Raw genomic sequence first — 20,896 nt, 5'->3', positions numbered from 1 at the left:
TTTGCGTAACAGGAATCGGGCGGGGAACGGATGGCGGGTAGCATCGGGGCCATGAGCGCCGACGACGACGACATCACCGAAGAACTCCTGACCGACGCCGACAAGCTGACCGGGCTGAGCCTCGAACTGCTGGGCCTTGACCCGCATCCGGATGACATGACTCCGGAGCAGCGGCTCCTGTTCGACCCGGAGGACCTGGAAGAAATGGCCGCCGTCCCGGCGGAAGACTGTCAGAAGTCCGTACGCCAGACCCGCCTGCTGGCAGGCCTGCTGTGGAACTCGTCGAGCATCCTCATCGACCAGCTCTTCCGTGATCTGGGCACCCTCAGCAAGCTGGACGCCGCCACCCCGCCCGACATCGCCGGAACCTCGGTGCTGTCCTCGCTGCCGCCGCAGTTCGCCGGCAGCTACGACGCGAAATTCACCCAGAAGTTCATCGTCGTCGCCGCCGACCTGACGGCGTCCCTGGTCCGTGGCTGGACTGCCCCCGGTTGCCTCGCCGCCGAACTCGCCGTCCGGTGCCTTCTCGATCAGGCGGAAGTCACCGAGGACATCTACGAACTCGATCTCCCGGAGGAGTGGCGGGCGCAGGTGGAGGAAGTCCTGCTGGAGGACGCGGACAGCGAAGCGCTGTTCTCGGACAGCCCGGACGTTCTTGAGCACGACGCCGACCGGCTGGGCTTCGAGCACTGGTTCAAACCCTTCGCCCCCGGGGACACGGTCCCGCCCTACGCCTGCTCCTGATCCTGATCCCCAGGCCTGCCCCTAGCCCGCCGGGGCAGCCAGTCCTGCCAGGAAGTCCTCGATAAACCGCCGGACGCCGTCCCACTCGGTGTAGACGTAATCGCGGGTGCTATCCAGGTCAGGGGACCCTTTGTCCTTGGTGATCTTCTTCATGAGCTGGCGTTTGAGGAAGTTGTAGTGGGTGTACAGCAGCGCGCCGGCGAACAACCCGACGTGCGCGGGCCGCCACCCCGTTTCCTCCTCGAACATTTCCACGTAACCCTCCGCGCTCTGCTCGTCCCCGTGGACGGCCAGGCTGACCGACACCAGGGCTGACGGCAGGCGATCAAGCTCCCCGCGGTTCTTCTTCACAAAGTCGGTCACGAAGCCCTCGTGCTTCCCCATGTGCACCGACGCCGCCACGATGACGCCGTCGTAGCCGCCCGGCAGGGTGTGCTCCGAGTGCTTGAGGTCCGCCGTTTCTGCCTGGTGACCGTGGGCCCGGACCAGCTCTGCCATGTACTCCGCAATCTGGGCGGTCTGTCCTTCAACGCTCCCGTAGGGGATATAGATCTTGGCCATGTTCCACTGTGTCCTCGCACCACAGTGAAGAAGTAGGGCCGAACGTCACCGACGTCCCGAAAGCGCACCGCACCCTTGACGGCGGCGCCCCTACAGCATGTGATGTAGGAAGGCTCCGGTCCGGTTCACAGTCGACCGGCCGGCGCAGTACGACGTATTCCCCCACGAAAGGACAGGACATGTCCCTGCTCGACGCCTCCCTCTGGGAGGGCAAGATCCACCTCAACGGCTGGCGCCCGGGAGGCGGCGGGACGGCCGACGCCGTCGAGCCCGCCACCGGCGCGACGCTGGGCAGCTATGGCCTCGCCTCCGTGGACGATGTCCGTGAAGCCGCCACCACAGCGGCAGCCGCCCAGAAGGACTGGGCGAAATTGAACCCCGAGGACCGCGCCGCCGTGCTGCGCCGCGCCGGGATGCTCTGGGAGGAGCACGCCGCCGAGATCCAGGACTGGATCGTGCGCGAGTCCGGCGGCATTCCGCCCAAGGCGGGCCTGGAAACGCACATCGCGGCCAACGAATGCTACGACGCCTCGGCGCTGCCCTCCCTCCCGGCCGGGGATGTGCTGACCTCGAACGAAAACCGCTGGTCCTTCGCCCGCCGGCGTCCGGTCGGCGTCGTGTCCGTGATTGCGCCGTTCAACTTCCCGCTGATCCTCTCCATCCGCGCGGTCGCCCCCGCGCTGGCCCTCGGCAACGCCGTGCTGCTCAAGCCCGATCCCCGCACGGCGGTCTGCGGCGGGGTCACGCTGATACGGATCTTCGAGGAGGCCGGGCTGCCGCCGGGGCTCCTGTCCCTGCTGCCGGGCGGGGCCGACATCGGCGCCGCCGTCGTCGAGGCACCGGAGGTCAGCGTTATCGCCTTCACCGGTTCGACGGCGGCCGGGCGGAAGATCGGCGAGACGGCTGGGCGGCTGCTTAAGCGCGCGCACCTGGAACTCGGCGGCAACAACGCCCTGATCGTCCTGCCGGGCGCGGACCTGCCCAAGGCCGCCTCCGCGGCGGCGTTCGGGTCCTTTATGCACCAGGGCCAGATCTGCATGACCGCCGGGCGCCACATCGTCCACGAGGACATCTACGAGGACTATGTCAGCGCCCTCGCGGAGAAGGCCTCGCATCTGCCGGTCGGAGATCCGAAGAGCGGAACTGTGGCATTGGGCCCGATCATCGACGGGAAACAGCTGCACCGGATCGACACGATCGTCCAGGACTCGGTGCAGGCCGGAGCCCGGCTGGCAGCCGGCGGCACGCACGACGGCAACTTCTACCGGCCCACCGTCCTCGCCGACCTCGACGTGGCCAGCCCGGCGTGGAAGGACGAGATCTTCGGCCCCGTGGCCCCGGTGATGAAGTTCTCCACCGTGGAGGAAGCCGTGGCCCTCGCCAACGGCAACGAATACGGCCTCTCGATCGGCATCCTGGGCGATGTGGGCATGGCGATGATCATCGCGGACCAGCTGGACTCCGGCAAGGTCCACATCAACGAACAGACAGTGTCCGACGAGGCGAACGCACCGTTCGGCGGGATGAAGAGCTCGGGCAACGGCTCCCGGATCGGCGGCCACCACGCCAACATGGAGTCCTTCACCGAAATCCAGTGGCTCACGGTCCGGCCGGACATCGCCCCGTACCCGTTCTAAGGCTCGGAAGAGGGAGGACCGGGCGGCAGCTGCCGCCGGGTCCTCCCTTCTCGTTCAGTGCTCCGCGGGAAGGTGCGTGGCGGGGTCGAAGGGCTCAAACACTGACGAGCCGATCATGAAGATGCCGCGCTGCGGGATCCAGAAGTCCCCGAGCCTGTCCTGAACGGGCTGCGCCGATTCCTGTCCCAGGTTGTGCCCGCGCAAGTGCGCTGTGCTCTCGCGGACAAACCACAGCTGCCGCGGGCGGGCACCGAAAATCTGCCCGTTGGGCACCCTGCCCGTCAGCCCGATGTGTCCGGCCCCGAGCACCGGGCCGGCGACAGCCCCCATGGCGCGCAGGAATGTCCGGTTGCGCCACAGCCGCTCCGGGACCGACCCTGCCACCGCCGACATGAGCCGGGTGATCGGCGTCGCGGCCAGCGTCACGTCCCAGCTCAGGTCCACGCCGTCTCCGACCTCCACGCTGAAGGAGTAGTCGTTCCGCCACCGGATGGAGATCCCGCCGGTCGACGCCGACCCGAGGGCGCTGCCAAAGTAGCGGGGACAGGAGGACCTCGGGGCTGCTGTGCTGTGCATCGTCCAGACACCGGCAGGGTCGCGGATCCAGACCGAGTTGTAGCCCGGGCCGACGGATGAAACGGGAAAATGCCGCAGGGCCAGGATGTAGCCGGAGCTGAACGGAACGCCCATCACGCCGTACCCGGCAAACCGTTCTTCCGGGCCGGAGGGCAGCGCCGGGTGGCGTTCCACGGACTCAACAAGGGTGCGAGGACTCTGCATGGCTACCGCCTCCGTTGTGCTACATGTGGACGTGCAGGCGCCGGGCCGCTTCGGAGATCGAACCGCTCAGCGAGGGGTACACGGTGAAGGTGCTCGCGACGTCGTCGACGTGCAGCTTCTGGGTGACCGCGAGCGAGATCGCGAAGATCAGCTCCGAGGCGTTCGGACCCACCACGACACCGCCGATCACGGTGCCGGAGCCCTTGCGGGCAAAGATCTTGATGAAGCCGTCCTTGTGGTTGCGCATCTTGGCGCGCGCGTTGCTGCGCAGCGAAAGCTTCACGACGTCGGCCTGGTACTTGCCGGATTCGATCTCGGCCTCGGAGACGCCGACGTTCGCGATCTCGGGCGAGGTGAAGATATTGGACGCCACCTGGTGCAGCTTGAGCGGGGTCACGCTGTCGCCCAGGAAGTGCGCGATCGCGATCCGGCCCTGCATCGCAGCCACGGACGCGAGTGCCAGCACCCCGGTGCAGTCGCCCGCGGCGTAGATGTTCGGCGCGGTGGTGCGGGAGACGCCGTCGACCTTGATGTGGCCGCTCTCGGTGAGCGCCACGCCGGCCTCCTCAAGGCCGATCCCGGCGGTGTTCGGGATGGAGCCGACAGCGACCAGGCAGTGGCTGCCGGTGACCTTGGAGCCGTCGCCGAGGGTGACGATGACGCCGTCCTCGGTGCGTTCCACGGTCTCGGCGCGGGCGAGGGACAGCACCTTGACGCCGCGGCGTTCGAAGACGCCTTCGAGCACCTCGGCGGCGTCGGTGTCCGAGCCGGGCAGCACGCGGTCGCGGCTGGAAATCAGGGTGACCTTGGAACCGAGGCCGTTGTAGGCGGAGGCGAACTCGGCGCCGGTCACACCGGAGCCGACCACGATCAGGTCCTCGGGGAGCTCGTCCATGTTGTAGATCTGCGCCCAGTTCAGGATCCGGACACCGTCCGGGCGTGCGGTGGGCAGCTCGCGCGGGTGGGCACCAACGGCCAGCAGGATCGCGTCCGCCTCGACGATTTCCGTGCCGTCGGCGGTGAGGACCTCAATGGTGTGGCTGTCCAGCATTTTGCCGGAGCCGAGCATGATCCGGACATCCTGTTTCTCAAGGCCCTTCTGGATGTCCAGGGACTGCTGCCGGGCCAGCCGCAGCAGGCGGTCGTTGATGTGCTTGAGGTCCGCGCGCATCGTGGGGGTGCAGTCGCCGCCGTCGAGGTCGAACTTGACGCCGAGCTCGCCGGCCTCGCCGACGCGGGTCATCAGGTCCGCCGTGGCAATCAGGGTCTTGGAGGGCACGACGTCGGTCAGTACCGCGGAGCCGCCGAGCCCCGCCCGTTCGATGATGGTGACCTTCGCGCCAAGGGAGGCGGCGACCATGGCAGCTTCGTAGCCGCCGGGCCCTCCGCCCAGGATTGCGATGCGGGGTGAGCTGAAATCGGGATGCGTAGTCACAATCAGCCATTGTCCACCATCCGGACCGGCACCACCAAGAATCCGGGACCGCACCGCGCGGGCACGGTGTGGGGCGGCGTGCTGGGCAGCACGCCGCCGGCAAGATAACTTGTACCGGTGAGTACAACAGAATTCCTGAACACGGACCCCTTCGACGCTGCCCGCGCCGCCGCCGACTACATCGCCGAAGAGACGGGGATCGACGCGCACGACGTCGCCCTGGTGCTCGGCTCGGGCTGGGGCGACGCCGCCGAGCTGATCGGCGCGACCACCGCTACGCTCTCCGCGGACGAGGTCCCCGGCTTCTCCTCCCCCTCGGTGGTGGGCCACGTCGGCACCATCCGCTCCGTGCTGACCAAAGAGGGCAAGCGCGCCCTGGTTCTGGGCGCCCGCACCCACTACTACGAGGGCAAAGGCGTCCGCGCCGTCGTCCACGGGGTCCGCGCCGCGGCCGCGGCCGGCTGCAAGACCCTCGTCCTTACCAACGGTTGCGGCGGACTTAACGAGGACTGGACACCCGGCACCCCCGTGCTGATCAGCGACCACATCAACCTCACCGCGACCTCCCCGCTGGAAGGCGCCACCTTCGTGGACCTCACCGACCTCTACTCGGCACGGATCCGCGCCCTGGCCCGCGAAGTCGATCCCACCCTGGACGAGGGTATTTACGCCCAGTTCACGGGCCCGCACTACGAAACTCCGGCCGAGGTGCAGTACGCCAAACGGATCGGCGCGGACCTGGTGGGCATGTCCACCGCGCTCGAAGCCATCGCCGGCCGCCACGCGGGCATGGAGGTCTTTGGCATCTCGCTCGTGACCAACCTCGCCGCCGGCATCAGCCCGGTGCCGCTGAGCCACGAGGAAGTCCTCGAATCCGGCCAGGCCGCGGGCCCGCGCATCTCCAAACTGCTGGCGGAGATCATCGCGAAGCTCTGAGGCGTCAGCTTCCCGGCGCCAGGTAGCGCACCGCTTTTGCCTTGTCCTGCGGGAACCGCCGTTCCATCGAATCCGCGATCCCGGCGATGGTCTGGCGTGCCAGCGCCTGCCGCCAGGCGAGTTCGGCCTGGCGCATGGCCTGGGAGATCAGGCAGGTCCGGACGAAGTTCTGCTCGGAGTCGGAGTCCGGGACGTTGGCAAGGATGCCGTCGCAGCGGAACACCGGATCGGGGCCTTCCAGGGCCAGGACAATATCCAGGACGGTCACGTTCTCCGGCCTGCGTGCCAGGTGGAAACCGCCGCGCGGGCCGGAGACGGAGCCGAGGATCCCGGCGCGCACCAGCGCCTGGAGTTGTTTGTTGAGGTAAGCGCCCGGGAGCTTGTAGTACTCCGCCAGCCGGGCGCTGTTGACCGCTTCGCCGGCCGGTGTCCACGCCATGTTGACGCAACTGTGTACGGCCCATTCCACCCCACGGCCCATCTTCATATTCCAGACGCTACGTGTCCGGAAAATTGGCTGTCAAGGGTTGCGGGCCAGGACGTCTGTGATTGATCTGTAAGTCGGCCTCTCGCTTGTCGGGGGAGGCATCCGCGGCGAATGACGCTAGTTTTGTTCCTATGACGTCTTCTGCTGCCGAACTCACCCGCCTGCTGAGCGACGCCCGGTCCTGGGCGGCCCAGGACCCGGATCCCGCCACCGCCGCCGCCCTGACCGAACTGGTCCGGCTCGCCGACGACGGCGCCGCGGCGGCACGCCAGGAGCTCGCCGACAGTTTCAGCGGCACCCTGCAGTTTGGCACCGCGGGCCTGCGGGCGGCCCTCGGCCCCGGCCCGAACCGGATGAACCGCGCCGTGGTGCGCCGCGCCGCCGCGGGGTTCACCGCCTTCCTGACCGGCGCCGTTGCCCAGGCCGCCCCCGGCACCCGGCCGCGCGCGGTCGTCGGCTACGACGCCCGGCACAACTCGGACATCTTCGCGGAAGAAACCGCGGCGATCCTCACCGCCGCCGGCGTCGAAACCTTCCTGATGCCGTCCGCGCTGCCCACCCCGCTGCTCGCCTATGCGGTGCGGGCCCTGGAGTGCGACGGCGGCGTGATGGTCACCGCCAGCCACAACCCGCCGCAGGACAACGGCTACAAGGTCTACCTGGGACGCCACGCCGTCGAGGAGAGCGGACGCGGCGCGCAGATCGTGGCGCCGTACGATGCCCTGATCGCGGCGGAAATCGACGCCGTCGGTGAGCTCTCCGGCGTCGTCCTGGCCACGGAGGGCTGGACCGTACTGGATCCGTCGATCGCCGCCGACTACGAGGCCGCCGTCGCCGCTCTGGCCAAACCGGAGCATTTCCCGGCCCGCGGGCTCAAGATCGTCCTGACCCCGATGCACGGGGTGGGCGGCGATACCGCCGTCGCGGTGTTGCACGCGGCCGGTTTCGCCGACGTCACCCTGGTGAGCGAGCAGGCCGAACCGGACCCCGACTTCCCCACCGTGAACTTTCCCAACCCCGAAGAGCCCGGCGCCCTGAACCTGGCCCTCGAAACTGCCGCCCGCGTGGAGGCGGACCTTGTGATCGCCAACGATCCCGACGCGGACCGCGCTGCGGTCGCCGCGAAGGATCCGGACACCGGCGCATGGCGGATGCTGCGCGGCGACGAGGTCGGCGCCCTGCTCGGCGCGCACATCGTGGCGCGGCTGGCGGCCGGCGGCAGCGCAGAAACCACGGCCGGAGTTTTCGCGAACTCGATCGTGTCCTCGCGGCTGCTCGCCAGGATCGCTGCCGCGGCGGGCTACGCGCATGAGGAGACCCTTACCGGCTTCAAGTGGATTGCCCGTGTTCCCGGGCTGCTGTACGGCTATGAGGAGGCGCTGGGTTATTGCGTCGCGCCCTCCCTGGTCCGGGACAAGGACGGGATCTCCGCGGCGGTGCTGATTGCCGAGTTCGCGGCGGCGGCGAAGGCCGACGGCAAGACCATCTTCGATACGCTCGACGAGTTGTACCTGGTCCACGGGCTGCACGCGTCCGACCAGCTCAGCATCCGGGTCGCGGACCTGGGCCTGCTGGACGCCATGATGAACCGGCTGCGCGTCAGCCCGCCGGAATCCTTTGGCGGCTCCGCCGTCGAAACCGTCACAGACCTCGCCGAGGGCAGCGCACAGCTGCCGCCCACCGACGGCCTGCTGTACCTGACGAAGGATTCCAGCCGCATCATCATCCGCCCCAGCGGGACCGAGCCTAAGCTCAAGTGCTACCTGGAGGTCATCCGCAGCGTCGGCTCGGCCGCCGAACTGCCCGAGGCGCGGCACGAGGCACGCGCCGCGCTCGACGCCGTCCTGGTGGACGTCCGCGAGGCGCTGGGACTCTAACGCCCCGGGTCAGCCGCTAAAGCTCGACCTCAATGTACCCGCCCACAATCCGGGTACCGAAGGTTGGGAGCCTCAGTGCTGGCGTGCCCAGGCACTCCCCCGTCCGGAGGTCGTAGACCTCCTTGTGCAGCGGCGAGGCAACGGTCTGGCGCGAACCGCGGGACCCGGTGATTCCGCGGCTCATCACGTGCGCGCCGGTGGCCGGATCCTCCTGGCCGACGGCGTAAACCTCACCGGACACGGTGCGGAACAACGCCACCTGCCGCCCCGCGATCAGCGCGGCCTCGCCCCAGGCCGGTTCCAGGTCCGTCACGGCGCACACGCGGTGCCAGCCGGTCCCGAAGCCGGGGTGTTCAACAAAGCTTTGTGCTGCGCTCTCAAGTACGGCAGTCATTTCGGCCCCTCTCTGATACATCTTTCCCGGGCTCAGCCGCTCCTGCGGCCATATACCCAAGCTAGGGCCGGGGTGTAACAGCAGCGTGCAGTTAATGTGTCCGGCGGGTAAAAGAGACCTCACCCGGCCGGAAACGCGTCCGTGATGCAGAAGTTAAGATCACGAAACATAAGGGAAACTGAAGCGAAACTGCGCTTGCCTAGTCTGGGTGGACACCTCGATTGAGAAGGCCGCGATGCACCGACTGCGGCCCATGCGAAAGGCCCACCGTGACCGGACAGACTTCAAGCCCCCAGAATCAGGGCGCAGAGCGCGCCACAGCACCGCGCCGCGTTGTGGTTGCCGGCGGCGGCCCTGCTGCCCACCGTTTCGCCGACGCCATGCACGCCCGGGGCCTGGACGGCTGGAACGTCACCGTCCTCACCGAGGAAGCCCACCTCCCCTACGACCGGGTCGCGCTGAGCAGGGCCCTCACCGACGCCGACGTCGACCTCACCCTGGGCAGCGCCTCGATGTGGGACCACGAGGCGCTGACCCTGCGAACCGGCGAGCGCGTGACCGGCATCGACACCGCGGGCAAGACCGTGACCACCGCGGCCGGCACCATGTACCCGTATGACGAACTGGTCGTCGCGACCGGCTCCGACGCAGCCCGGCTGCCGATCCCGGGATCCGAACTCACCCACGTCTACCGCACGCTGGAAGATGTCTGGGCCATCAACAAGGCGATCGCCGAACTGACGGAGAAGCTGGGCCGCAAGGTCACCGCCGTCACCATCGGCGGTGGCCTGCTGGGCCTGGAATCCGCCGCCGGCACCGAACAGCTCGGCGCCACCCCGATTGTCATCAACGGCTCCCCTTGGCTCATGAACACCCAGCTGGACCAGGGCGCCGGCCAGGCCCTGGGCCGCCTGATCGAAGCCAAGGGCTTCACCGTCCACGGCGGCGTGTTCCCCTCCGAAGTCCTGTCCGACGCCGACGGCCAGGTCACCGGGGTGCTGATGGCTGACGGCCGCATCATCGACGCCGACCTTGTGATCGTCGCGATCGGCGTCAAGCCCCGCGATGAGCTGTTCCGCGCCGCCAACGGCCCGGCGGTGGAAGGCACCGCGGCGGAGGATACAGCCCCGCTGTTTGATCTCGGCCCGCGCGGCGGCGTTGTGATCTCCGACGGCTGTGAGACGCAGGTCCCCGGCATCTGGGCGATCGGCGAGGTCGCCAACTTCGGCGGCATGTGCCTGGGCCTCGTGGCTCCCGCCAACACCATGGCGGAAATCGTCGCGGACCGGCTGCACGGCGGCGACGCCACCTTCCCGGGCTTCGACACCGCCACCAAGCTCAAGCTCTCCGGCGTCGACGTCGCCAGCTTCGGTGATGCCTTCGCCCGGACCGAGCACGCGCTGGAAATCGTCTACGCCGACCCGGCCCGCGGTGTTTACCAGAAAATTGTCACCACGGACGATGCCAAGACCCTGCTGGGCGGCATCTTCGTCGGGGACGCCACGCCGTACACGTCCCTGCGCCCCATGCTGGGCCGCGAACTGGCCGCCGAACCCGGCGCCTACCTCACCGCGGCCGGCGGCGGCGACGCCCCGGAGACCCAACTCCCGGACGACGCCATCCTGTGTTCCTGCAACAACGTGGCCGCCGGCGGCATCCGCGACGCCATCAACGGCTGCGGCGCCTGCGAGGGCAACGCCCCGGTCCGGGAACTCGGCGAGCTGAAGGGCTGCACCCGCGCCGGCACCAGCTGCGGTTCCTGTGTTCCGATGCTCAAGAAGCTGCTGGAAACGGAACTGACCAAGTCCGGCGTCGAGGTCTCCAAGGCCCTCTGCGAGCACATCGAGCTGTCCCGCCAGGAACTCTTCGAGACCATCCGGGTCCTGGAGCTGACCTCTTTCGAGGAGGTAATGGCCAAGTACGGCACCGGTTCCGGCTGTGACATCTGCAAGCCGACCATCGCGAACATCCTGGCCAGCCAGAACAGCGCCTACGTCCTGGACGCGGGCCGCGGCACCCTGCAGGACACCAATGACCGGGCCCTGGCCAACATGCAGAAGGACGGGACCTACTCCGTGGTGCCGCGCATCGCCGGCGGTGAGATCACCCCGAAGAAGCTCGGCGTCATTGCCGCCGTGGCGGAGAAGTACAACCTTTACACCAAGATCACCGGCGGCCAGCGGATCGACATGTTCGGCGCCCGGCTGGAGCAGCTCCCGGAAATCTGGAAGGAACTGGTCGACGCCGGGTTCGAGTCCGGCCAGGCCTACGGCAAGAGCCTGCGCACGGTGAAGTCCTGCGTCGGTTCCACCTGGTGCCGTTTCGGGGTCCAGGACTCGGTGGCCATGGCCATCCAGTTGGAGCTGCGCTACCGCGGCCTCCGCAGCCCGCACAAGCTCAAGATGGGTGTCTCCGGCTGCGCCCGGGAATGCGCCGAAGCCCGCGGCAAGGACGTCGGCGTGATCGCCACCGCGGATGGCTGGAACCTCTACGTCGGCGGCAACGGAGGTGCCACCCCGGCGCACGCCCAGCTGCTGGCCAAGGACCTCGACGACGAAACGCTGTTGAAGTACATCGACCGCTACTTCATGTACTACATCCGTACCGCGGACCGCCTGCAGCGCACGGCGCGGTGGCAGGAGGAGCTTGCCAGCGGCATCAAACACGTCGAGGACGTGGTGGTGCATGACACCCTGGGCATCGCCGAGGACCTCGAAGCCGCCATGGCCAAGCACGTTGACACCTATGTGGACGAGTGGGCTGACACGCTGAAGGATCCCGAACGCCTGCGCCGGTTCCGGTCCTTCGTCAACGCCCCGGACCAGAAGGACGATTCCATCACCTTCGTCCCCGACGAGCGCGGCCAGATGCGCCCCGCCACCGCCGAGGAAAAGGCGCTGGCCAGCCAGCAACCGGTACTGCTCGCCGCCAGCATCCCGGTCCGTGCAAGCGACAAGAACGAGGTATAACCATGCAGCTCAGCATCAATCTCACCGGACGCGAAGTCCTTGTCACCGGCTCGGACACCGCCGCCCGCCAGGCAGTCCGCCGCTACCGGGCGGCCGGCGCCGTCGTCTCCCGGCTGAGCAGCCCGGCTGGTGCCCGCCACGACGGCCCGCTGCCGGAGCGTCCCTTCCTGGTCGCCGCGGTCGACGACGGCCAGCCCGGCTGGGAGGCGCTGCTGGACCGCTGCCGCGAAACCGGCATCCCGGTCGCGGTGGAACCTGCCGCCGGCCCCGCCGGCCATGTCACCCTGGTCGGCGGCGGTCCCGGAACCACCGAGCTGCTGACGGTCGCCGCGGTCAAGGCACTGCGGGACGCCGACGTCGTCTTCTACGACCGGCTGGCCCCGTATCAGGAGCTGCCCGCGCTGAGCACGGCCGAGCTGGTGGATGTGGGCAAGCGCCCCGGCCACCACCCGGTCAGCCAGGCCGGTATCGAGGACCTCATGGTGGACGCTGCCCTGTCCGGGAAGAACGTGGTGCGGCTCAAGGGCGGCGACCCGTACGTGTTCGGCCGCGGCGGCGAGGAAGTGGCCTCCTGCGTAAAGGCCGGTGTGCCCGTCCGGGTGATCTCCGGCGTGACGAGTGCCATTTCGGTCCCGGCTGCGGCCGGGATCCCGGTGACGCACCGCGAGGTCAGCCACATGTTCACGGTGGTCTCCGGCCACGCCCCGCTGACCGAGAAGGAGCACATGCACCTCGCCGGACTGGGCGGGACCATCGTGGTACTGATGGGCATCGGGACGCTGCACCAGCTCGTCGCCGGGCTGCGCCGGGCGGGGATGCGCGCGGACATGCCGATGGCCGTCGTCGAGCGCGGTTACCGCCCCGGCCAGCGGACCACCATCGCCGAGCTGGGCACCATCACGACGGCTGCTGCGGAGTGCAGCAACCCCGCCGTACTGGTGATCGGCGACGTCGTCCGGGTGGCCGAGGCCAACCGGGGCTGCGCGGAAGCCGAAGCCGAGCTGGACCGCCTCGCCGCGTCCCTGATGGGAGCGTGAAGGCCGTGAGCGCGCTCAACGCGATCGCCCCGGCCGGGCTGCCCGGCCCCAGCCCCGACCCGACGCCGGCAGCCGCGGCGGAGACCATCGCGGATCCTGTCGCGGTAACTGCGGAGCTGCCGCTGGAGGGCTTCCGGATCGGGGTGACCTCGCACCGCCGGTCCCAGGACCTGATCGAGGCCCTGGAACGGCGCGGCGCCGAGGTGCTGCATGCGCCGGCGCTGAAGATCGCGCCCGTTCAGGAGGACGTGAACCTGATCGAGGACACCCGGGCCATCATCGCTGCACGACCCGAGCTGTGCATCGCCACCACCGCCTACGGCATGCGGCGCTGGTGCGAGGCGGCGGACACCTTCGGGATCGGCGAGCAGCTGCTGGAAACCCTCGGCGCCACCCGGATGTTCGTCCGCGGGCCCAAGGCCCGCGGCGCCGTCCGCGCGGCCGGACTGGCCGACGTCGGGATCAGCAGCGACGAAACCACCGCCACACTGGTGGACATGCTCCTGGCCGAGGGGGTGCGCGGCAAGACCGTCGCGGTGCAGCTGCACGGCTACACCGATGTGCGCCAGCTCGAACGCCTCCGGATGTCCGGCGCCACGGTCCTGACCGTCACCCCGTACCGCTGGGTCAAACCCGACGGCGCGGACCGGCTGCCGCGGCTGATCGAGGCCGCGTGCAGCGGCAACCTGGACGTGCTGACCTTCACCAGCGCCCCCGCAGTGGATGCCATGTGGAGCACCGCGCATGAGATGGGCCTGTACCAGCAGCTCGTGGAGAGCCTGAAGACCACGGTGGCAACCGCCGTGGTCGGCCCAATCACGGCGCAGCCGCTCATTGATGCCGGACTGCAGCCGCTGGTCCCGGACCGGTTCCGGATGGGCGCCCTGATCCGGCTTGTTGTGGAGCACCTTGCCCTCAACCACGTCCGCCGCCTGGACACGGTCTCGGGCCGCGTGGAACTCCGTGGCCGCTCGTTGCGGATCGACGGCGAGTCCGTGGAGCTGGCTCCCGCCCCGCTCCTGCTCCTGCGGGCCCTCATGGGCGCCGGCGGCGCGGTGCTGTCCCGCGAGTCGCTGTCCGAACTGCTGGAACTCCGCGGTTCGGTCCATGCCCTGGACATGACGGTCAGCCGGCTGCGCTCCGCCCTGCCGGACGGCCGGCTCGTGGAAACCGTGGTGAAACGCGGTTACCGGATCAGGGTGTGACCCACGGCATTACTGGCGGGTAAACATTGGCGAACGGGCGGCGAAAATCCCGCAACACCGGGGAAACACGCCGGAAAGATCACCCGCCTACGCTGGGTTCATCAAGCAGTCAGGCCACACCACGGGCCACCAGCGAAAGGGCCTCACCATGTCCGCCACCCCCACCGTTTCCGCCGATTCCCAGACCCGGCCCCGGATCGTCATCGCCGGGGCCGGCCCTGCCGCGCAGGCCCTCGTCCGCCAGCTCACCCGGACCCCTTTCGCCGGCGGGATCACGATGCTCAGCAACCGGGACGACGCCCCCGAGGAGCTGCTGGAACTCGCCGCCCTCCCGCAGGTGTCCGTCCGCTTCGGCCAGCCGGCGAGCTACATCGACCCGGACAGCCGCTACGTCACCACGGCGGACGGACTGGAATTCAGCTACGACCAGCTGGTCATCGCGACCGGGTCCTCCCCCGCCGGCACGCCGCTAGCAGGGGAAGGCCGGTGCCTGAACTACTCCACCATCGACGACGCCGCCCGGCTGGGCGAGGCCGTCAAGGACGTCACCCGGGTCCTGGGCCGGCGTCCGCTGGGCATCCTGGTTGGCACGGGGACGGCCGCGGGCCAGGCCGAGGCCGTGCTGCGCGCCCGCGGCGTGAGCCCTATCCGCACCACCCAGCGGCCGGCATCCGTCGTTCCGACCCTCGCCGGTTCGGCACTCGCAGCCGCGGGGATTGTGTTCGAGGACGGCTCCAGCATGGCCGGGGACCTTGTGGTTCTGGCCGAGGAGCCGATTGCCCGCGACGCCCTCGCGGTCAGCGCCGGCCTGAAGACGGCACGCCAGGGCGGGATCGTGATCGGCCGTGACTTCCGCACGTCCGTCCCGGGAATCTGGGCCATCGGGGATGCCGCCGTGTTCGACGGCGTCCGTCTGGGACTGCTGGTGGCCGCGTCCTCCGCCGCCTCGGTCTGCGCCTCCCAGCTGCTCCGGGCCGGACTCGCGGAGCCCCTCGCCGAGGCTGCCTGAACCCGGCGCGGACGCCCTCCGGAGGGAGGCCTGTTGTGGCAAGATGGACACCTGAGAAGCCACGAAGGGACCCCATGAGCAACGAAGCCGCCGCGACTGCCGGAAGCACCACCCCCGCTAACATTGCCTCCTACATTGACCACACCCTGCTCAAGCCGGAGGCAAGCGAGGCCGAGATCCTCAACGTCTGTGCCGAGGCCGCCGAGTACCGGTTCAAGTCCGTGTGCGTCAACCCGGTGTGGGTCAAGACGGTCAAGAAGGCCCTGAAGGGCTCCGGTGTGCTGACGTGCTCCGTAGTCGGCTTCCCGCTGGGCGCCACCCCCAGCGACGTCAAGGCCTTCGAGGCCCGCGGCGCGGTGCTGGACGGTGCCGAGGAAGTCGACATGGTGATCAACATTGCCGCGGCCCGGGCCAACGACAAGGGCGCCCTGGTCGATGACATCACGGCCGTCGCCGAGGCCGTGCACGACGGCGGCGCCATCCTGAAGGTCATCATCGAGACGGCGCTGCTGGACGACGCCCAGAAGGTGCTGGCCTGCGAGGCGGCCGTGGCGGCGGGCGCCGACTTTGTGAAGACCTCCACTGGTTTCAACGGGGGCGGGGCGACCGCCGAGGACGTCGCGCTGATGCGCCGCACCGTGGGCCCGGACCTGGGCGTCAAGGCCTCGGGCGGGGTGCGTTCACTCGCTGACGCACAGGCTATGATTGCTGCAGGTGCAACACGAATTGGCGCCAGCTCCGGCATCGCGATCGTCAAGGGTGAACAGGGTTCCTCCGCGTACTGACTGCTATCCGATACAACCGTAGCCGCCACAGTTTTGAGCCCCACGGGGCCGAGGAGGAACGAATGTCCAGCAAGATCACCACCGCCACGACGCCGCAGAACGAGACTGCCAGCACGACGCCGCAGAACGAGAACAGCCTCGGCTCCAGCGTCGTCCTGTTCGCCGTGATGATGGTCCTCTTCTTCGCATCCCTGTACTCGCTGAGCTTCCTGACGCTGGGCAACCCGTGGCCGATGGCCGTCTGCCTCGGCCTGTTCGCCCTGGCATTCTGGATTCCCCAGACCGTCACCGGCCGCTCGGATTCCGCGGGCGAATTCTAAACACACCTGTTCTTAAACGACTGAAGCTCCGGACTTCCGGAGCTTCAGTCGTTTAAGCGGGGATACTACACGGCGGCGAGCACCCGGATGAGGCTCTGGACCAGGCCGGTCCCCAGGGCAACGGCGTCCGGCCAGTGCAGCTTGGCCAGGGCCAGCACCGCGCCGAACATGCCGATCATGGCATAGGCGCTGACCGGGATCAGCACGAACCATTCCCGCCGCGAGCCGGCACGGCCCAGCAGGGGGATGGAGAACGCCCCGTTGGACTTCCAGACGTTCCTGAGCAGCGGCAGTTTCCGCAGGAGCTTCGGCGGCTTGATCACGATGGGCCAGAGCAGCGGCACTCCCCCGGTGGTGATCATGTCCCCGACGATGTGGACCAGCACCCCGGTCAGCATCGAGACCGGCAGCCAGGTCCACTGGTGCGGCGCGAACCAGGTCACCAGCCCGGCCATGGCGAGGGCGAAGACCCAGTTGCTGATCCAGCCGTACTTCGGGAAGAGTTTGAGGGCTTTGGCGGCGATGTTGATCAGGAACATGCACAGCAGCCCGGCGCCCACCGACAGCAGCCCCCAGTCCGTCTGCAGCTGGAGCTGCCCGGCCAGGGCCGCGAGCAGCACAAAGAACGCCGCGCCGAGCAGGGAATGCGTGCCCTGCCGGTGCCCGCCGGAGACATTCTCGATGCCCACGGCGATCACGTTTGAGAGCGGCGGCAGCGAATGCGCCACCGTGCTGGAACGGTGGTCCCAGTCGCAGACCAGGGCCGTCCCCGCCGTCGCCATCCCGCCGATCACAATCCCGGTCGCGTCCAGCGGATACCAGCCCAGTGTGTACGGCCCCGTCGAGGCAATAGCCACCCACGCCGCCGCTCCCGACGCGGCGTGGTGTCCTCCCATCACCCTTTATTTCACCGACGGTGCTGCAGCGACAGCGGAGTCGGAGAAGATATTGCGGATGACGCCGTTGGCCCACTCGAGGATCTCGGCGTCCTGCAGGTCCCGGCCGCCGATCCGGGCGGTCTTAGGCTTGGGGATGAGCACCGCGTCCAGGGCCGGCTTGGCCTGCGCACCGGGGTACATCCGGGTGAGCCGCATGAGCTTGGACTCCGGCAGCTGCGCCGGGGAGAACTTGATGAAGTTGCCCTGCAGGGCAACGTCGCTGAGCCCGGCCTCGCGGGCGCCGACCCGGAAGCGCGCCACGTCGATCAGGTTCTTCGCCGGCAGCGGCAGCTCGCCGTAGCGGTCCACGAGTTCCGCGAGGACCTCGTCGATCGCCTCGTAGGTGATGGCCGAGGCGAGCTTGCGGTACGCCTCGAGGCGCAGCCGTTCGCCGGGCACGTAGTCGTGCGGCAGGTGCGCATTGACCGGCAGCTCGATCTTCATCTCCGCGGCCTTCTCCTCGGCCTCGCCACGGTACTCCGCGACGGCCTCGCCCACCAGGCGGATGTAGAGGTCGAAGCCGACACCCTGGATGTGGCCGGACTGCTCCCCGCCGAGCAGGTTGCCGGCGCCGCGGATCTCGAGGTCCTTCATGGCCAGCTGCATGCCGGCGCCGAGTTCGTTGTGGGTGGCGACGGCCTTGAGCCGTTCCAGCGCCACCTCGCCCAGCGGCTTTTCCGAGGGGTACAGGAAGTACGCGTAGGCGCGTTCGCGGCCGCGGCCCACGCGTCCGCGCAGCTGGTGCAGCTGGGACAGGCCGTATTTGTCTGCCCCGTCCACGATCAGCGTGTTGGCGTTGGAGATGTCCAGGCCGGTCTCAATGATGGTGGTGCAGACCAGCACGTCGAAGCGTTTCTCCCAGAAATCCACGATGATCTGCTCGAGCCGGCTCTCGGACATCTGCCCGTGCGCCACCTCCACCCGGGCCTCCGGGACCAGTTCGCGGATCTTCGCCGCGGTACGGTCGATCGTGGACACCCGGTTGTGCACGAAGAACACCTGGCCCTCGCGCATGAGCTCGCGGCGGATCGCCGCGGAGGTCTGCTTATCCGTGTACGGGCCCACGTAGGTCAGGACCGGGTGGCGTTCCTCCGGCGGGGTGGCCAGCGTGGAGGTCTCGCGGATGCCGGTGAGCGACATTTCCAGGGTCCTCGGAATCGGGGTGGCGCTCATCGCCAGGACGTCCACGTTGGTGCGCATCTTCTTGAGCGCTTCCTTGTGCTCGACGCCGAAGCGCTGCTCCTCATCGACGATCACCAGGCCGAGGTCCTTGAACGCGAAGTCCTTGGACAGCAGGCGGTGGGTGCCGATCACGACGTCCACGGAACCGCCTTTGACGCCTTCGGCGGTCTCCTTGGCCTCCTTGCCGCTCTGGAAGCGGGACAGCGGCTTGACCACCAGCGGGAAGCCGGAGAAGCGTTCGGTGAAGGTCTCGTAGTGCTGCTGGGCGAGCAGCGTGGTGGGCACCAGCACGGCGACCTGCTTGCCGTCCTGGACGGCCTTGAACGCCGCGCGGACCGCGATCTCGGTCTTGCCGTAGCCGACGTCGCCGGAGATCAGCCGGTCCATCGGGATCTCCCGTTCCATGTCCGCTTTGACCTCGTTGATGGTGGTCAGCTGGTCCGGGGTTTCCACATACGGGAAGGCTTCCTCGAGTTCGCGCTGCCACGGGGTGTCCGGGCCGAAGGCGTAGCCGCGGGAGGCCATCCGGGCCGAGTAGAGCCGGATCAGCTCGCCGGCGATTTCCTTGACGGCCTTGCGGGCCTTGGACTTGGTGCTGGCCCAGTCCGCGCCGCCCATCTTGCTCAGCGCCGGGGTGTCCCCGCCGACGTAGCGGGTGACCTGGTCCAGCTGGTCGGTGGGCACAAAGAGCCGGTCGCCGGGGGCGCCGCGCTTGGACGGTGCGTACTCCAGGACGAGGTATTCGCGCACCCCGTCCCCGCCACCCGCCACCCTGCGCTGGATCAGCTCCACGAACCGGCCGATGCCGTGCTGTTCGTGCACCACGGAGTCGCCGGCCACGAGCTGCAGCGGGTCCACGGCGTTCCGCCGCTTGGACGGCATCCGGCGCATGTCCTTCGTGGAACCGGCGGAGGTCCGGCCCAGCAGGTCGGCCTCGGTCAGCAGGGCGAGCTTGAGCGGCTCCAGGACAAACCCGCGTCCGACGGCGGCCGTGGTCACCTCGATCAGCCCGGCCTGCGGGTCGTCGTCGAGGGTGTCGACCCGGGCGCAGGGGATGTCGTTGTCGTGGAAGAGTTCGGCGAGGCGCTGGGCCGGGCCGGGGCCTTCGGTGACGACGACGATCCGCCACTGCTCCCGCACGTGGGAGCCGATGAAGTCCATCATTTCGGCGACGTCGCCCTGGTAGCCGCGGGGTTCGCGGGCGTGCAGGTTCAGGACGTCGACGTCGGGCAGCAGTTCCTCGTCGGTGGCCAGCGAGGTGATCGACCACCAGGACACCTCGTGCTCGAGGGCCGCGGAACGGGTTTCGGTGAGGGAACGGAAGCTGGCCGAGTGCAGGGCCGCCGACGCCGCGGAACTCAGGTCCAGAGGTGCTGTGCCGCCGTCGGAGGCCGTTGACCAGGCCGCCTCGAGGAATTCCTCATTGGTGGCGGCGAGGTCGTGGGCGCGGGTCCGGACCTTCTCGGGTTCGATCACGACCGCCATCGAGCCGGCCGGGAACTGGTCCAGGAACGGCACCATGGCGTCCACCAGCACCGGGGCCAGGGACTCCATGCCTTCCACGGCGATGCCGCCGGCGATCTTCTCCAGCATGTCCGCGGCGGCCGGCAGCTGTGCTTTCAGCGTCGCGGCGCGCGACATCACGGAGGGCGTGATCAGGATTTCGCGGCACGGCGGGGCGTGCAGTTCGGTGGGGTGGTGCACCCCGGGCGCGCTTAGCGAGCGCTGGTCGGCCACGGCGAACCAGCGCATCTGGTCCACTTCATCGCCGAAGAACTCCACCCGGAGAGGGTGGTCCTCGGTGGGCGGGAAGACATCCAGCATGCCGCCGCGGACGGCGAACTCGCCGCGCCGGGTCACCATGTCCACGCGGGCGTAGGCGGCGTCGGCGAGGCTCCGGACGACGTCGCTGAACGGGACCTCCTGGCCCACCTTCAGGGTGACCGGGACGAGTTCGCCCAGTCCCGCCACGATAGGCTGCACGACGGCGCGCACCGGGGCCACAACAACCCGCAGCGCGCCGCTCGTGGAGGTTTCGGGGTGCGCGAGCCTGCGGAGCACCGACAGGCGCCGGCCCACGGTGTCCGAGCGCGGGGAGAGCCGTTCGTGCGGGAGCGTCTCCCAGCTGGGGAATTCGGCGACGGCGTCGGCCGGGAGGAAGGCGCGCAGCGCCTCGGTGAGGTCCTCGGCTTCACGGCCGGTCGCGGTGATGGCCAGGACGACGGGAGCGAGGCCGCCGCCACCCGCCGCCGCGGTGTCGTCCGCTGCTGTGTCTTCTGTGTTTTCCGCTAACGCGGCCAGCCCGTCGGCCATTTCCGCGAGCAGCGCCGAGCGCAGCCCGGCGGGGGCGCTGATCTGGTAGTCCTCACTGCGGGCGTCGAATCCACGGGCGGCTTCGGACCGGACGCGGGCGTAGTTCCGGTCTTCGGCGAGGACACGGCGCAGACCGGTGAGAGAGGGGCCGTTGAGGCTCATAGCTGTTGCTCCTGAAGGGATCACGGGGTGCAGGCAACACGAATAGCCGAAATTCGTGAGAATCCCGGGTCCCCCCAGCCTACCGCGCGGCCCGGAGGCAGGTCCGCAGGGGGCGGATGGTCCGC

17 protein-coding genes are annotated in these 20,896 nt (G+C 68.9%); 10 read left to right on the top strand and 7 right to left on the bottom strand.

The window, feature by feature from the left end:
* The first annotated feature begins 51 nt into the window (after nucleotides 1–51).
* Nucleotides 52–744, top strand: a complete 693-nt coding sequence (locus tag AC50YC_RS14120; protein ID WP_494954122.1) for a hypothetical protein — start codon at nucleotides 52–54, stop codon at nucleotides 742–744.
* 21 nt (nucleotides 745–765) lie between these two features.
* Here AC50YC_RS14120 and AC50YC_RS14115 read toward each other — a convergent pair whose 3' ends face one another.
* On the bottom strand, nucleotides 766–1,305 hold the full coding sequence (locus tag AC50YC_RS14115) for a flavodoxin domain-containing protein (protein WP_494954121.1): 540 nt from the start codon (nucleotides 1,303–1,305) through the stop codon (nucleotides 766–768).
* Between the two features lie 179 nt (nucleotides 1,306–1,484).
* On the opposite strand from AC50YC_RS14115, the gene AC50YC_RS14110 reads away from it, so the two are divergent.
* The gene (locus AC50YC_RS14110; protein ID WP_494954120.1) at nucleotides 1,485–2,942 is read left to right on the top strand and encodes a benzaldehyde dehydrogenase; all 1,458 of its coding nucleotides are present in this window, start codon (nucleotides 1,485–1,487) and stop codon (nucleotides 2,940–2,942) included.
* A 54-nt stretch (nucleotides 2,943–2,996) separates the two neighbouring features.
* On the opposite strand, the gene AC50YC_RS14105 is transcribed toward AC50YC_RS14110, so the two are convergent.
* Together AC50YC_RS14105 and AC50YC_RS14100 are read right to left on the bottom strand one after the other, a co-directional pair.
* Entirely contained in the window at nucleotides 2,997–3,722 is a 726-nt protein-coding gene (locus AC50YC_RS14105) for a hypothetical protein (RefSeq protein WP_494954119.1), read from the bottom strand.
* Between the two features lie 19 nt (nucleotides 3,723–3,741).
* Nucleotides 3,742–5,157, bottom strand: a complete 1,416-nt coding sequence (locus tag AC50YC_RS14100) for an NAD(P)H-quinone dehydrogenase (protein ID WP_494954118.1) — start codon at nucleotides 5,155–5,157, stop codon at nucleotides 3,742–3,744.
* Between the two features lie 117 nt (nucleotides 5,158–5,274).
* On the opposite strand from AC50YC_RS14100, the gene AC50YC_RS14095 reads away from it, so the two are divergent.
* The gene (locus AC50YC_RS14095; RefSeq protein ID WP_494954117.1) at nucleotides 5,275–6,093 is read left to right on the top strand and encodes a purine-nucleoside phosphorylase; all 819 of its coding nucleotides are present in this window, start codon (nucleotides 5,275–5,277) and stop codon (nucleotides 6,091–6,093) included.
* A gap of 4 nt (nucleotides 6,094–6,097) precedes the next feature.
* Here AC50YC_RS14095 and AC50YC_RS14090 read toward each other — a convergent pair whose 3' ends face one another.
* Complete coding sequence (locus AC50YC_RS14090; RefSeq protein ID WP_494954156.1) at nucleotides 6,098–6,574, bottom strand: RrF2 family transcriptional regulator; 477 nt, start codon at nucleotides 6,572–6,574, stop codon at nucleotides 6,098–6,100.
* A 137-nt stretch (nucleotides 6,575–6,711) separates the two neighbouring features.
* On the opposite strand from AC50YC_RS14090, the gene AC50YC_RS14085 reads away from it, so the two are divergent.
* Nucleotides 6,712–8,457, top strand: a complete 1,746-nt coding sequence (locus AC50YC_RS14085) for a phospho-sugar mutase (protein WP_494954116.1) — start codon at nucleotides 6,712–6,714, stop codon at nucleotides 8,455–8,457.
* A 16-nt stretch (nucleotides 8,458–8,473) separates the two neighbouring features.
* Here the strand turns inward: AC50YC_RS14085 and nirD are convergent, their stop codons facing one another.
* A complete protein-coding gene (nirD, locus tag AC50YC_RS14080; RefSeq protein ID WP_494954115.1) occupies nucleotides 8,474–8,851 on the bottom strand; it encodes a nitrite reductase small subunit NirD in 378 nt (125 codons plus the stop codon).
* 269 nt (nucleotides 8,852–9,120) lie between these two features.
* Here nirD and nirB point away from each other — a divergent pair, with 269 nt between their 5' ends.
* The 6 genes from nirB (at nucleotide 9,121) to AC50YC_RS14050 (ending at nucleotide 16,176) form a co-directional block, all read left to right on the top strand.
* Complete coding sequence (nirB, locus tag AC50YC_RS14075) at nucleotides 9,121–11,820, top strand: nitrite reductase large subunit NirB (protein ID WP_494954114.1); 2,700 nt, start codon at nucleotides 9,121–9,123, stop codon at nucleotides 11,818–11,820.
* A gap of 2 nt (nucleotides 11,821–11,822) precedes the next feature.
* A complete protein-coding gene (gene cobA / locus AC50YC_RS14070; RefSeq protein ID WP_494954113.1) occupies nucleotides 11,823–12,857 on the top strand; it encodes a uroporphyrinogen-III C-methyltransferase in 1,035 nt (344 codons plus the stop codon).
* Nucleotides 12,858–12,862: 5 nt separating this feature from the next.
* The gene (locus AC50YC_RS14065; protein WP_494954112.1) at nucleotides 12,863–14,062 is read left to right on the top strand and encodes a uroporphyrinogen-III synthase; all 1,200 of its coding nucleotides are present in this window, start codon (nucleotides 12,863–12,865) and stop codon (nucleotides 14,060–14,062) included.
* Between the two features lie 148 nt (nucleotides 14,063–14,210).
* Nucleotides 14,211–15,071, top strand: coding sequence for an FAD-dependent oxidoreductase (locus AC50YC_RS14060; protein WP_494954111.1), 861 nt, complete (start codon nucleotides 14,211–14,213; stop codon nucleotides 15,069–15,071).
* A gap of 74 nt (nucleotides 15,072–15,145) precedes the next feature.
* A complete protein-coding gene (deoC, locus tag AC50YC_RS14055; RefSeq protein ID WP_494954110.1) occupies nucleotides 15,146–15,856 on the top strand; it encodes a deoxyribose-phosphate aldolase in 711 nt (236 codons plus the stop codon).
* 62 nt (nucleotides 15,857–15,918) lie between these two features.
* Nucleotides 15,919–16,176: a hypothetical protein gene (locus tag AC50YC_RS14050; protein ID WP_494954109.1), complete on the top strand. Its 258-nt coding sequence runs from the start codon at nucleotides 15,919–15,921 to the stop codon at nucleotides 16,174–16,176.
* 65 nt (nucleotides 16,177–16,241) lie between these two features.
* Here AC50YC_RS14050 and AC50YC_RS14045 read toward each other — a convergent pair whose 3' ends face one another.
* Both AC50YC_RS14045 and mfd read right to left on the bottom strand, forming a co-directional pair.
* Entirely contained in the window at nucleotides 16,242–17,072 is an 831-nt protein-coding gene (locus AC50YC_RS14045; RefSeq protein ID WP_494954108.1) for a metal-dependent hydrolase, read from the bottom strand.
* 6 nt (nucleotides 17,073–17,078) lie between these two features.
* Nucleotides 17,079–20,771, bottom strand: coding sequence for a transcription-repair coupling factor (gene mfd / locus AC50YC_RS14040; RefSeq protein WP_494954107.1), 3,693 nt, complete (start codon nucleotides 20,769–20,771; stop codon nucleotides 17,079–17,081).
* Nucleotides 20,772–20,896 lie beyond the last annotated feature (125 nt).

This window comes from Pseudarthrobacter sp. MDT1-56, from assembly GCF_059383555.1.
This window is presented reverse-complemented; position numbering and strand designations above follow the sequence as displayed.

What these genes read in the sequence shown, in the direction of transcription:
- AC50YC_RS14045 (WP_494954108.1), bottom strand. Translation starts at nt 17,072, where the DNA reads ATGGGAGGACACCACGCCGCGTCGGGAGCGGCGGCGTGGGTGGCTATT.
- mfd (WP_494954107.1), bottom strand. Translation starts at nt 20,771, where the DNA reads ATGAGCCTCAACGGCCCCTCTCTCACCGGTCTGCGCCGTGTCCTCGCC.
- AC50YC_RS14060 (WP_494954111.1), top strand. Translation starts at nt 14,211, where the DNA reads ATGTCCGCCACCCCCACCGTTTCCGCCGATTCCCAGACCCGGCCCCGG.
- AC50YC_RS14120 (WP_494954122.1), top strand. Translation starts at nt 52, where the DNA reads ATGAGCGCCGACGACGACGACATCACCGAAGAACTCCTGACCGACGCC.
- nirD (WP_494954115.1), bottom strand. Translation starts at nt 8,851, where the DNA reads ATGACTGCCGTACTTGAGAGCGCAGCACAAAGCTTTGTTGAACACCCC.
- AC50YC_RS14110 (WP_494954120.1), top strand. Translation starts at nt 1,485, where the DNA reads ATGTCCCTGCTCGACGCCTCCCTCTGGGAGGGCAAGATCCACCTCAAC.
- AC50YC_RS14115 (WP_494954121.1), bottom strand. Translation starts at nt 1,305, where the DNA reads ATGGCCAAGATCTATATCCCCTACGGGAGCGTTGAAGGACAGACCGCC.
- AC50YC_RS14085 (WP_494954116.1), top strand. Translation starts at nt 6,712, where the DNA reads ATGACGTCTTCTGCTGCCGAACTCACCCGCCTGCTGAGCGACGCCCGG.
- AC50YC_RS14050 (WP_494954109.1), top strand. Translation starts at nt 15,919, where the DNA reads ATGTCCAGCAAGATCACCACCGCCACGACGCCGCAGAACGAGACTGCC.
- AC50YC_RS14090 (WP_494954156.1), bottom strand. Translation starts at nt 6,574, where the DNA reads ATGGGCCGTGGGGTGGAATGGGCCGTACACAGTTGCGTCAACATGGCG.
- cobA (WP_494954113.1), top strand. Translation starts at nt 11,823, where the DNA reads ATGCAGCTCAGCATCAATCTCACCGGACGCGAAGTCCTTGTCACCGGC.
- deoC (WP_494954110.1), top strand. Translation starts at nt 15,146, where the DNA reads ATGAGCAACGAAGCCGCCGCGACTGCCGGAAGCACCACCCCCGCTAAC.
- AC50YC_RS14105 (WP_494954119.1), bottom strand. Translation starts at nt 3,722, where the DNA reads ATGCAGAGTCCTCGCACCCTTGTTGAGTCCGTGGAACGCCACCCGGCG.